The organism is Biomaibacter sp. TOL, assembly GCF_059717795.1.
On sequence record NZ_AP046092.1, the window covers coordinates 1,503,923 to 1,516,033 of the forward strand.

12 protein-coding genes, 1 pseudogene and 1 riboswitch are annotated in these 12,111 nt (G+C 46.8%); of the genes and pseudogenes, 3 read left to right on the forward strand and 10 right to left on the reverse strand.

Annotated elements, in window-relative coordinates; all coding sequences use genetic code 11:
• Positions 1–177: 177 nt before the first annotated feature.
• The 3 genes from ltrA to AC6I1H_RS07535 all read right to left on the reverse strand — a co-directional run bounded on the left by ltrA (position 178) and on the right by AC6I1H_RS07535 (position 3,454).
• A complete protein-coding gene (gene ltrA / locus AC6I1H_RS07525; protein WP_497740338.1) occupies positions 178–1,446 on the reverse strand; it encodes a group II intron reverse transcriptase/maturase in 1,269 nt (422 codons plus the stop codon).
• Positions 1,447–1,984: 538 nt separating this feature from the next.
• Positions 1,985–2,719: a glucosamine-6-phosphate deaminase gene (nagB, locus tag AC6I1H_RS07530; protein WP_497740339.1), complete on the reverse strand. Its 735-nt coding sequence runs from the start codon at positions 2,717–2,719 to the stop codon at positions 1,985–1,987.
• Positions 2,720–2,743: 24 nt separating this feature from the next.
• Positions 2,744–3,454 (reverse strand): GntR family transcriptional regulator, encoded by a 711-nt coding sequence (locus AC6I1H_RS07535; RefSeq protein ID WP_497740340.1) that lies wholly within the window; start codon positions 3,452–3,454, stop codon positions 2,744–2,746.
• A 155-nt stretch (positions 3,455–3,609) separates the two neighbouring features.
• Here AC6I1H_RS07535 and AC6I1H_RS07540 point away from each other — a divergent pair, with 155 nt between their 5' ends.
• Entirely contained in the window at positions 3,610–3,915 is a 306-nt protein-coding gene (locus tag AC6I1H_RS07540) for an ArsR/SmtB family transcription factor (protein WP_497740341.1), read from the forward strand.
• Here AC6I1H_RS07540 and AC6I1H_RS07545 read toward each other — a convergent pair.
• Positions 3,912–5,561 carry a M20/M25/M40 family metallo-hydrolase gene (locus tag AC6I1H_RS07545; RefSeq protein ID WP_497740342.1) on the reverse strand — a complete coding sequence of 550 codons (1,650 nt, stop codon included), beginning with the start codon at positions 5,559–5,561 and terminating at the stop codon, positions 3,912–3,914. The genes AC6I1H_RS07540 and AC6I1H_RS07545 overlap by 4 nt on opposite strands.
• 164 nt (positions 5,562–5,725) lie before the next feature.
• A riboswitch (cobalamin riboswitch) is annotated at positions 5,726–5,904 on the forward strand.
• Between the two features lie 108 nt (positions 5,905–6,012).
• On the opposite strand from AC6I1H_RS07545, the gene cobT reads away from it, so the two are divergent.
• Positions 6,013–7,068, forward strand: a complete 1,056-nt coding sequence (gene cobT, locus AC6I1H_RS07550) for a nicotinate-nucleotide--dimethylbenzimidazole phosphoribosyltransferase (protein WP_497740343.1) — start codon at positions 6,013–6,015, stop codon at positions 7,066–7,068.
• 11 nt (positions 7,069–7,079) lie between these two features.
• On the opposite strand, the pseudogene AC6I1H_RS07555 reads toward cobT, so the two are convergent.
• A pseudogene (locus tag AC6I1H_RS07555) lies at positions 7,080–7,318 on the reverse strand (fumarate hydratase C-terminal domain-containing protein); the annotation flags it as partial.
• Between the two features lie 154 nt (positions 7,319–7,472).
• On the opposite strand from AC6I1H_RS07555, the gene AC6I1H_RS07560 reads away from it, so the two are divergent.
• Positions 7,473–8,279 (forward strand): formate/nitrite transporter family protein, encoded by an 807-nt coding sequence (locus tag AC6I1H_RS07560; RefSeq protein ID WP_497740344.1) that lies wholly within the window; start codon positions 7,473–7,475, stop codon positions 8,277–8,279.
• An 86-nt stretch (positions 8,280–8,365) separates the two neighbouring features.
• Here AC6I1H_RS07560 and groL read toward each other — a convergent pair whose 3' ends face one another.
• The 5 genes from groL to AC6I1H_RS07585 all read right to left on the reverse strand — a co-directional run bounded on the left by groL (position 8,366) and on the right by AC6I1H_RS07585 (position 12,080).
• Positions 8,366–9,976, reverse strand: a complete 1,611-nt coding sequence (groL, locus tag AC6I1H_RS07565; RefSeq protein ID WP_497740345.1) for a chaperonin GroEL — start codon at positions 9,974–9,976, stop codon at positions 8,366–8,368.
• A 26-nt stretch (positions 9,977–10,002) separates the two neighbouring features.
• The gene (gene groES, locus AC6I1H_RS07570; RefSeq protein WP_497740346.1) at positions 10,003–10,287 is read right to left on the reverse strand and encodes a co-chaperone GroES; all 285 of its coding nucleotides are present in this window, start codon (positions 10,285–10,287) and stop codon (positions 10,003–10,005) included.
• A gap of 278 nt (positions 10,288–10,565) precedes the next feature.
• Positions 10,566–10,643 carry a DNA-3-methyladenine glycosylase I gene (locus tag AC6I1H_RS07575; protein ID WP_497740734.1) on the reverse strand — a complete coding sequence of 26 codons (78 nt, stop codon included), beginning with the start codon at positions 10,641–10,643 and terminating at the stop codon, positions 10,566–10,568.
• A 29-nt stretch (positions 10,644–10,672) separates the two neighbouring features.
• Complete coding sequence (locus AC6I1H_RS07580; protein ID WP_497740735.1) at positions 10,673–11,398, reverse strand: amino acid ABC transporter ATP-binding protein; 726 nt, start codon at positions 11,396–11,398, stop codon at positions 10,673–10,675.
• 31 nt (positions 11,399–11,429) lie between these two features.
• Complete coding sequence (locus AC6I1H_RS07585) at positions 11,430–12,080, reverse strand: amino acid ABC transporter permease (RefSeq protein ID WP_497740347.1); 651 nt, start codon at positions 12,078–12,080, stop codon at positions 11,430–11,432.
• Positions 12,081–12,111 lie beyond the last annotated feature (31 nt).

Sequence of the window (12,111 nt, forward strand, 5' to 3'; positions counted from 1 at the left end):
CTCAGAAAGGATCACTCATGGGACTTTGGGTCAGTTGAGTCAGGGGACGGTTCCTTGACTCACTAAATTGAGTCAAGTCGAGTAGACATGGGCCTTGCGGCCCATGCCCCTCACAGAACCGGACGTGCCCAATTAAGGCATCCGGCTCTTCATGCAGTCATTTGCTTCGTAGTGGCATTAGTTATAGACACTAACATATATCTTGGGGCGGACAAGAGGAAACACGTTTAGCAAAAGTTCGAAGCGGCCCCAGTTTAGGCCATTCTTTTGGCTCCTTCTGTTGAGCGTTTTGAATAGTTGCCTTCTGGCTATATAGAAGAACTTGCTTAGGCTTTCGATATTATCGGTGATTCCATAATACCTGTAGTGTCCCAATAGTCTGATGTTGAGCCTCTTTATTAGTTCTTTTACAGGCATGTGCATGTTCTCCCTTAGCCATGTTTTTAACTTGGCAGCTTTCATTCGAAATTTCTTGGAACTGGTTTTCCTCTTTACCCTGAACTTCCCGCTTTTGCTTTTGCTGCAGTAATGGGTAAATCCCAGGAATGTGAATGTTTCCGGCTTGCCCAGGCCTTTTCTTTGCCTGTTTTCTTTTGCAAATCTGCCGAATTCTATTATCCTGGTTTTGTCTTGGGCAAGTTCCAAACCGAATTTCTTTAGTCTTTCTTTCAGTGCCTGGTAGAATGCTCTAGCTTCGCTTTCGTATTGGAAACAGCATATGAAGTCATCGGCATATCTTATTATGTGGCATTCTCCTTTACACTTCGGTTTGATTATGAAATTGAACCACAGATCTATTACGTAGTGTAGATAGATATTGGCAAGTATTGGTGACATGTTGCCGCCTTGAGGCGTTCCGGCTTCGCTTTCCAGGTATTTACCTTGCTCCATTATACCGGCTATCAGGAATCTTTTTATTAGTCTGAGTAGGTTCTGGTCTTGTATTCGGTATTCCAGGAATTTCATCATCCATTCATGGTCTACGTTGTCGAAGAATCCCTTGATGTCTGCATCTACTATGAAGTTGGTTTTGTGGTGCTCTATTATGTCGCCTAGTGCTTTTATGGCGTCGTGGCAGTTTCTTTTTGGTCTGAATCCGTAGGAACAGTCCAGAAATATGGGCTCGTATACTTGATTCAGTATGTCTGCTATTAATGACTGTACCAGTTTGTCTTCATATGCCGGTATTCCTAATGGCCGGCCTTTGTCGCTGCCTTCTTTAGGTATATATACTCTTCTTACGGGCTGCGGTTTGTATGCTTGGCTTTTTAGTCTGTGCATGAGGTTTTTGATGTTTTCATCAAGGTTTTTACCATATTCTTCTTTGGTGATGCTGTCTATTCCTGTTGCTTTGTCTGCCGGTAATTCTTTGTGTTTTTCTTTTAGTGTTGTTTCGTTGATGTAGTGGACCAGGGTTTGCAGCTTTCCTGTTGGATGTTTTGCCACTATTTCTGCTATCCTTTTCCAGTCCTGTTGCCATCTTTTGTTCACCTCCGGTGTGATGGATGTTTCCCTGTGAAAGGTCGACTGTATGTTACCGCCTTCCCTCCACCGGAGTTACCCGGCTTCATGGGTACTATGCAGTAATCCGACTCCCTGCATGCTGTTTGATTCTCTTGTGTTTTATGCTTGAGTTATCATACCCTTGTGGGGGGCTTGCAGGGTCTCCCACGTTCACACAGTATATTGTTGGTAGCATGCCGAGGCCTTTGACCCCGGGGAAGCCTGCTTTATCTTGCCTTGACGATAAAGCAGGTGTTGCCTTCTGCTGGTTCTAAGGCATGGGCCTTCCCAATTTCAGGGATTTCGGGGCTATCACCTTCATCTTTCGATTTCGGCCTACTACTTCCCTTGCCTACGCTTAGGCCTTAGGTTACCCATCGGCCCCAAGACTAGGTAATGGTGGCTGGCTAGGCCTTACCATGCAGTTTATCTGCTATATACTGTGCGCCTCGTGGCGCACGGAACCGTCCCCTGACTCAATTTATTTTTTTAGTAGTTCGGCTGCCTCTTCGTCGATGATGACCGTCACATCTTTGTGGAGCAACAAGAAGGAAGCAGGGTTCTTTGTGGAAACCGCGTTTTCATCCAGGAGTTCGGCCATGATCCCGGCTTTGCTCTTGCCACTAGCAAGAAGCACTATCTTTTTGGCCTGCATGATGGTGCCGAGGCCCATGGTTATGGCTTTTTTGGGCACTTCATCCATAGAGTTAAAAAACCTGGAATTAGCTTTTATGGTATCCGGTGTCAAATCCGTCATATGTGTCACGGTCAGAAGCTCATCGCCGGGTTCGTTAAAACCTATATGGCCGTTATGCCCTATCCCCAGAAGCTGCAGGTCTATGCCTCCGTGCCTTGCAATTTCTTCATCGTACTTTCGGCAATGGGATTCTACGTCTGCCGCAGTTCCGTCGGGGATATGGATATTCTCGGGTTTTATATTCACATGCCTGAAAAAGTTTTCAAACATGTAATAATGATAGCTCTGCGGGTTGTCCTTTGAAAGGCCGTAATACTCATCGAGGTTAAATGTCACCACTCTTGAAAAATCCAGGCCTTCCTCCCGGTAAAGCCTTACCAACTCACGATATGTTCCAAGAGGCGTGCTCCCGGTGGCAAGCCCCAGCACAAGGTCGGGCTTCTTCTTGATCTCAGAAGCGATTATCCGGCAGGCCCGCCTGCTCAAATCCGCGTAATCCTTTGCAATTATCAAATCCATAATAATACCTCCATTCTCAAATACTCATCCCCTGCTCAGGTTTACAGTTATTTTAAAATGGTCGGATCTGTAGTAGGATATTTCATAATAAGTCAACCCGACTGCAGAATTCACGCTTTCAACTTTTAAAAGAGGCATGGGCTCCTCAAGTTTGAGCAGTTCTTCCAGATACGGTGTGGACATGGCTGCAGAAAAACCGGTCTTTGAACCCTTGATTTCCATCCCATATTCGTCTTTCAGGATATTATACAGGGAACCGGTGAGGTCTTTCTCTTCTATATTCGGGACAAACTCTTCCGGAATGTATACGGTTTCCAGAGCAACGGGAATCCCATCAGCTTTTCTTAACCTTGTGATCTTAAAAACACTTTCTTGCGCTTTTATCCCAAGAGTTGCGGCGAGATTTCCGGCAGGGACTTTCAAAAATTCCACCATTTCTGTCTCGGGCTTCATCCCTCTTGCCTTGACCATCTCAGTAAAGCTCATCAAGCCTTCCTGCTCAATTCGCGGGATGGCCACAAAGCTGCCTCGTCCTTTTTCCCGCACTATGACCCCTTCGGTTTCAAGCTCCTTCAACGCCTGCCTCACGGTCATGCGACTTATTCCGAATTTTTCACAGTATTCCCTTTCAGACGGTATGGGATCACCGGGTTTAAGCTTTTTTTTCTCAATATCCTCTTTTATAAAGTTTTTAAGCTGAAAATAAACCGGTATAGGGCTTTTTTTGTCCAGCAACCTTTTCACCCCGTAAAATATTATATCATATAGTTGATTAGATGTATAGACATTTTATCCGATAAAATTTGTAATTAAAGGCAATTTCAATGTTTGACAAGCACCAAATTATATCATAATATTAATATATAATATTAATATTAAAGAGGGATAAAATGGATAAAGAAAAATATAAAAACAAACTGGCCGAAATCGCCGAGATTTTGAAGGTTATAGGTCATCCAGCAAGGCTTTGCATCATATGCAAATTGATGAACAAAGACTGCAACGTCACTACCATGCAAAACTGTCTTGACCTCCCCCAGTCTACGGTTTCTCAGCACCTGGCGGTGCTTAAAGCCAGAGGCATCATCGAAGGCAAAAGAAAAGGCGTGGAAGTGATTTATTCCCTCGCCAACGAAGAGGTAAAGAAAATTATTAACGCTCTTTTCGAACCGGGGGAACTTTCAGAAAGTGATTAACTATGCTGGCGGGCAATACTTTCCACTGCCCGCTTCAGGAGCTTCGGAGCCACATTCAGGGAATAATCCAGCTCCAGCCTCTCGGTATATTTGTGATCGTCTTTGCCCGAAGGCCCGATGTTCAATACGGGAATATCCAGTCTCATCAGATCATCCATCGGAATGTCATAAATATGCCCCCATCCGGGCACGTTGTCGGAGAGGGATTTAAGCTCTTCCGGTTCCCCCTGAAATCCAAAATAGCTGAGATCTGTAATCCCGGCGAAGTAATTCACAACTTTCATATCTATGCCATAGTCCTTTTCAGCCGTATCTACAACTTCATCAACAGCTTTTAAAATGCTCCTTTCTTTCTCCGTCATACCGGAATTTCCGCGATGAGGATAATAAGGCGGCAAAAATCCCACCACTATCATCGGTTCCCTGTGTGGATAATGCTTCAGCAGTTCTCCAATCAGCGATATGGCTTTTTCTCTTTCGTCAAGGCTAGCCGGCAGGGAATTCAAATGCCGCTTCAGATATTCCGACATATTTCCCGGGAAAACCTGCCACACCTGCTCGACAAGCTCCCGATACGCAATTATCTTTTTCTTCCAGGGCATGTCAGCAATTTTACCGGTTTTTTCGGAATAGACTGAAGCAGACTTTTTTACATGTGCAACGGCCATATCGAAAGCTTCTGCTGCTGCTTTTTTCATAACTACCAGGATTTGAGAGGGAGTTTTAGATACAGTGAGCAAATTGTAATAAGCCACCGTCCTTTCCGGAAGCGTTACCGAATAGGAATCCCTCAAATCCTTGAGTCTCAGGCATGCGGGCGGAGGGAAAATATCTCGTCCGTCCCTGTCCGCAAACTCCGGATTTGCTTCCAGCGCCAGGGTTAAACATGAGGCTAAGAGATTTGAATTTAGACCTTCAAAATATTCCCCCACATGGCTTTCTTTTCCCACGATGTAAAACACGGGCATTATTTTCCCTATAGTGCCAGTAAATATATATCGGTGTCTGTCATCCGGAGCTCCGGGGCCGGATGGCTCGCAGTTGACGGCGGCAACATAGTCGAGATCGAATTTATCCCGAATTTGAGCAAGATGAGAAACAGCTCCTCTCATGCCGGTGGAGTTGTTTTCCTCATCGGGCACCGCCAGAAACATCAGGTTTAAACCGAGATTTCTCGGGTTGCATGAAGCTTCCGCCAGCAGCGCCATCTCGATGGCAAGGCCGCATTTCATGTCCGAAACACCCCTGCCGAAAATATAATTCCCCGATTCCAGGTCCCTTTCCGCCTCTTCCGGGAGATTTTCGGCGGAAAGCCGCCGGGTATATTCCACCGGGTTAAAGGCATATTGTTTCAGTGCTCCGAATCCCTCCACATCCACCACATCGTAATGTCCCGTTAAAATGACGGTTTTTTTCACCACCGGTTCAGCTTTTACAAGGGCAAAAACCGCCCGGCGACCCAGCGGGTCCTGTTTGATAGGGAGCAATTCCAGATATTCGGGATGAGCTTGAAAATATGAAAGTGATGCCAGTTTCCGGTAAATTTGCAGCGCCATCTCGATTTCGCCGGCCGTCGCGGAAATGCTGGGAACGGATACAAGCTCCAGCAATAGTTTGAATATGCCTTCATGGCTGTTTTCAATCAATTATCTCACCGCCTTAAATTATTTTTCCTTAAAGGCAATTGTTTATTTTCATTGTAACATGCGGTAATCGGATGTCAATCCTGTTGGAAATATACGGGGCATATGATCACAAAAAAATTGGTCTTGTGAGAAATTAATTAATATAGTATAATAATATCAGCGGACAATAAAATAGCAAAACAGGTGCTCGAAAAGAGAGAATAGGGAACCGGGTGCAAATCCCGGGCGGTCCCGCCGCTGTAAGCGGGGAATATCCTTTCAAACCACTGGTCCCCCGGGCCGGGAAGGGAAAGGAATGTAATGATCCGCAAGCCAGAAGACCTGCCTGTTTTGGATGTCGGCTTTCCGCAGCAGACGGCAAGTCAACAGGAATGATGGTAAAGTTCCTGGATACAGCTTTTTGTATTCAGGAACTTTTGTTTTATATTATATAAGGAAAGGGGAATTCTTTATGGAAAAACTGCAAGCTACCGTAAGCAGAATCATGCCTGTCGACCGGTCGGCTGTAGAAAAAGCATCTCTACGACTTGACTCGCTGACCAAGCCGCAGGGTAGCCTGGGTGTGCTGGAAGACATTGTAAAGCAGCTCGCCGGCATAACCGGCAATCCAATCCCGAAGTTGGGAAAAAAGTCCGTCATCATAATGGCCGGGGATCACGGCGTAGTGGAGGAAGGTGTGAGCGCTTTCCCGCAGGAAGTGACCCCTCAGATGGTTCTAAATTTTATAAATGGAGGAGCAGCCATTAACGTTCTATCCCGCCATGCAGGCGCAAATATCGTATGCTGTGACATAGGTGTGGCTACAGATATAAACCATCCGGCCCTTATCATAAAAAAGGTAAAATACGGCACAAACAATATGACAAAAGGCCCCGCCATGAGCAGAGAAGAAGCCGTACGAGCCATTGAAGCCGGTATCGAAGTGGCTGAAGATGAAATAAATCGCGGCACAAGTATCCTTGCCACCGGTGAGATGGGGATCGGCAACACCACTCCGAGCAGCGCCATTCTGGCAGCGTTCGGTTGTCCAGTGGAAAAAGCGGCTGGCCGGGGTACAGGGCTGGATGATAGGGGCCTCTCCTTGAAAATAAAAACCATTATGAAAGCGTTGGAGGTAAACAACCCTGACCCCACTGACCCAATAGATGTGCTTTCAAAAGTGGGTGGCCTGGAAATTGCAGGTCTTGCCGGGGTCATACTTACCGCAGCGGCAAACAGGATTCCTGTCGTAATCGACGGCTTTATTTCTTCCGCCGCCGCACTTGTCGCAAGCAAAATTAAACCCGCGTCCCTGCAGTACATGATTGCATCCCATGTATCCGAAGAGCCGGGTCATAAAATAATGTTGGAGATGATGGGTCTTTACCCCATGCTCCACATGAAGATGCGGCTCGGGGAAGGGACAGGCGCTGTCCTCGCTTTTCATATTATAGAAGCTGCCACCCGCATCCAGAGCGAGATGGCGACCTTTGAATCGGCGGGTGTATCCAGAAGTTCCTCCAGGTGAAAGTGTTGTGCTCAGGCACCTGATCGTTCAGTCTCATATAGATTATTGCCTCGGCTGTCGATTACAACAATGGCCGGAAAGTCCTCCACATAGAAGCGGTGGATGGCCTCGGTGCTAAGATCTTCATAGGCCGCCACCTCTGCTTTTTTATACTCCTGGCGTTGAGTGCGGCGGTGCCTCTTACGGCTCCGAAATATACGGCACCGTATTTTTTCATGCCTTCTATTACCTCTTTTCGCTTCCCTCCTCTTTAGGGGCAGCGATTTTTTTTACTCTGTCTTCGGGACCATATCGACATAAAATAATTACAATAAAAATTGATTTTATTAATTTCAGGTGTTATAATGAGATTGTGAAATATTTATCATTCTATGTTATTACATCATAACGCTGGAGGGATTTTGATGCAGAAAAATTTTTTATCGCCTGTCGAAATTGCGGAAGCCACTATAACCGCAGGTATCAAAAAGGCTAATTTGTCGACGGTGCAGATGATCTTGCTGGGCTTTTTCGCAGGGGCCTTTATCGCTTTTGGAGCCAATGCTGACATAGTCATCATGCAGACTTTTAAAAGAATCGATGTGGGGCTTATGAAGTTTTTGGGCGCCGCGGTGTTCCCCGTAGGCCTCATGCTTGTCGTTATAGCCGGAGCGGAGTTGTTTACTGGAAACAATCTCATGACCCTTGCCCTGTTTGATAAAAAAATAACTGTTTCGCAGCTTTTAAAAAACTGGTTTTTGGTTTACATAGGAAATTTCCTGGGATCCGTCTTCATAGCATATATTGTTTCAGCGTCGGGTTTATTGACCGGCCCCGCGGCTGACACCGCAATGAATATAGCAAATGCCAAGCTGTCTTTGGATTTTGCCAGTGCTTTTTTAAGGGGGATCGGCTGCAACATACTGGTAGTGCTTGCCGTATGGCTTGCCACTTCGGCTCAGGACATTACTTCCAAGATTCTCTCATGCTGGTTTCCCATAATGCTTTTTGTCCTGTCCGGCTTTGAACACAGTATAGCCAACATGTTTTTTTTGCCAGCCGCCAGGTTCCTCGGTCTTCAGGTCTCATGGAGTAAAATATGGTTTGGTAATCTCCTGCCCGTAACTCTGGGAAACATCGTTGGAGGCGCCGTTATTGTTCCTATAGTATATTATTTATGTTATATCTTGCCTGAAAGAAAAAAAGATTTTTCAGGCTCTCGGGCGGCATAGGATTTTTAAATTACCCCCGGACGCAGGAAAAGACCCGCCGAAATCGACGGGTCTTTTTGCTTCGTCCTTTATTATATCCGTTTTTATTAATACATGTCGGGATTGGGCATGGGAGGCGTCTTTTCCTTTTCGGGAATGTCGGCCACCACAGCTTCGGTGGTGAGCACCATTGCCGCAACGCTCGCCGCATTCTGCAGCGTGGATCTGGTAACCTTGGTGGGATCGACTATGCCCTTCTTGATCATATCGCCATATTCCTCGCGAAGAGCGTCGAAGCCTATGCCTTTTTCGCTAGCTTTCAATTTTTCTACGATGATTGAACCTTCGAGGCCCGCGTTGAATGCAATCTGCCTTACGGGCTCTTCAAGGGCTTTTCTGATGATGTCGACGCCGACTTTCTCGTCGCCTTCCACATTCAGTTTGTCAAGGGCGGGGATGGCGTTGATGAAAGCGGTGCCGCCGCCGGGGACAATTCCCTCTTCAACTGCCGCTCTTGTGGCGGAAAGGGCGTCCTCGATGCGGTGTTTCTTTTCTTTGAGCTCTGTCTCGGTGGCTGCGCCCACCTGGATTACGGCTACGCCGCCGGCGAGTTTAGCCAAGCGCTCCTGCAGTTTTTCGCGATCAAAGTCGGAAGTTGTTTCTTCGATCTGAGCTTTGATTGCGTTGATGCGTTTCTTGATGTCTTCCTTGCTGCCTGCGCCGTCGACGATGGTGGTGTTTTCTTTGTCAACCCTGACCTGTCTTGCCTGACCCAGCATATTGATAGTGGCGCTCTTTATGTCGATTCCCAGTTCTTCGGAGATAACCTGGCCGCCGGTCAGAACGGCAATATCCTCCAGCATGGCCTTCCTTCTGTCGCCAAAGCCTGGAGCCTTCACGGCCACGCAGGTAAGGGTTCCGCGCAGTTTGTTGACCACAAGGGTGGCGAGAGCTTCGCCTTCCACATCTTCGGCGATGAGGAGAAGCTTCTTGCCCTGCTGAACAATCTTTTCAAGGATTGGCAGCAGGTCCTGCACATTGGAAATCTTTTTGTCGGTAATCAGTATATACGGATCGTCAAGAACGGCTTCCATTTTCTCTGTATCAGTTACCATGTAGGGGGATATGTAACCCCTGTCAAATTCCATACCTTCCACAACTTCCAGGTTGGTGCCCATGGTCTTGGATTCTTCGACGGTGATGACTCCGTCTTTCCCAACCTTTTCCATGGCATCGGCAATGAGCTGACCGATTTCTTCATCGGCTGCGGAAATGGATGCAACCTGAGCGATGGCTTCTCTGGTTTCGACAGGTTTGCTGAAAGTCTTGATTTCTTCAACAACGGCCTTAACGGCTTTTTCAATACCTTTCTTCAAAATCATGGGATTGGCTCCGGCCACCACGTTTCTCATGCCTTCATGGATGATAGCCTGAGCAAGCAACGTAGCGGTGGTTGTTCCGTCGCCGGCTACATCCTGAGTCTTTGTGGCGACTTCTTTAATGAGCTGGGCTCCCATGTTCTCAAAGGGGTCTTCCAGTTCGATTTCCCTGGCGATGGTTACGCCGTCGTTGGTGATGGTGGGTGTCCCGAACTTCTTATCCAGTACCACGTTACGGCCTTTGGGCCCCAGTGTTACCTTCACAGTATCGGCAAGTTTGTCTATGCCTTTTAACAATGCCCTGCGGGCATCTTCATCAAATTTTATCTGTTTTGCCATTTCAAAATCCCTCCTTAAATTTTAACTTATTCTAATATGGCAAGAACATCGCTCTGTCTCAAGATAAGGTACTCTTCGTCATCGATTTTGACCTCGGTGCCTGCATACTTGGAGAATATGATCTTATCTCCAACCTTGACTTCAAGAGGCACTTTCTGACCGTCGATGATTTCACCGCTGCCTACCGCCAGAACTTCGCCCTTCTGGGGTTTTTCCTTGGCGGTATCGGGCAAAACGATGCCACCCTTGGTCTTTTCCTCTTTCTCCAGAACTTTGATGACGATTCGGTCACCTAACGGTTTGATGTTCATCTATACCCCTCCTTTTAATTATTGGCTGCTCTTACCTGCTGTTAGCACTCGCATTTAGTGAGTGCTAATCACATGATATATCTTATACAAAGCCGGTTTTAAAATCAATATTCCCCTGATATATTTTCCCCGGAAAAATTGTTATTCTAAAGTATTATGTGGATATTTATGCTGATTTCGTGAATTTTCTCCAGGTTTCTTTTGATTTTGCATATATCGATTGGGGAATTCCTGGCTTACTACAATATTTTTTCCATCTGGAGCAATATTATACATCTTTATTTCAACTGAGCATGCCTGAAGCAGTCTACTATATGGTCATTCACCAGGCCCGTGGCCTGCATATGTGAGTAGATTTGCGTTGTTTATGGAAGACTCTAAAGCATCACGCTATTATTTTTTCCAGAAAGCTCCTGGTTCTTTCGTGCCTGGGGGCTTTGAAGATATTAAGGGGCACATCTTCCTCCAGTATCCTCCCGCCGTCCATGAAAACCACTCTGTCGGCCACTTCCCTGGCAAAGCCCATCTCGTGAGTTACCACCATCATGGTCATGCCGTCCTTTGCGAGGCTTTTCATTACAGAAAGCACTTCTCCCACCAATTCCGGGTCCAGGGCCGATGTGGGCTCGTCAAATAGCATCACTTTCGGCTGCATGGCCAGCGCTCTGGCTATGGCCACCCTCTGCTTCTGGCCCCCGGACAAACGTGAAGGATATTCATCCTTTTTGTCCGCCAGGCCCACCTTGTTCAGAAGGTCCAGGGCGATTTCCTCGGCCTTTCTTCGGGGCATCTTCTTTACCGTCACCGGGCCCTCCATCACGTTTTCAAGCGCCGTCATATGGGGAAACAGGTTGAAATGTTGAAACACCATGCCTATCTCCTGCTGCAGGGCTTTAAACGATTTACTTTTGGCTTCCAGAGGCCGGCCTTCCACAAAAATTCCGCCCTTTTCGGGCCGCTCCAGGTTTTTAATGCACCTCAAAAGCGTGCTCTTGCCGGAGCCGCTGGGGCCGATGATGACCACCACTTCGCCGGAAAATACCGTAAGGTTTATATCTTCCAGCACTTTTAAGTTTCCGAAAGATTTATACAGGTTCTTTATTGAAATCATAGGAGTTTTCCCAGCAACACTTGCCGAAACTTCATTCATATACCGAGAACCTCCTTTCCATCTTCCCGAATATTATCGTGAAAACCGAGGTGAGTATAAGGTAATAGATTCCCGCCATGGTAAACACTTCTATGGGCTTGAAGGAATTGGCATACATTTGCTGGGCCACCCGCATCAGCTCCACCATGGCGATTGTGGAAACTAGCGATGAATCCTTCAAGAGTGCTATGAATTCATTGCCCATAGGAGGAATCAGCCTTCGGTACGCCTGGGGCAGTATAATCCTCCTCATGGCCTGGCCGTAAGTCATACCCAGAGCCTTTGCCGCTTCCATCTGGCCTCTGTCGATGGACTGAATGCCGGCTCTTATGATTTCCGCCACGTAAGCGGCGGAATTTGCGCTCATGCCCAGCACCGCCGCCACAAAAGGAGGAAGGTTTACGCCTATTGAAGGCCCGCCGTAGTAAATGGCGAAAAGCTGCAGCAAAAGCGGGGTGCCTCTCATCACATAAATGTAAAACCCTGCAGCCCTGGAAAGTATTATATTTGAAGAAATTTTCATGAGAGCAAGTAAAAGTCCGATGAAAGTTCCAAAGATTACCGAAAGGATGGTAAGCTCCACAGTGGTTACGGCTCCCAGCCCCAGAATAGGTATAAGGTTTTTCATATATTCAAAATCCATTTGCCCACCTCAAAGTTCTGCGATTAATATA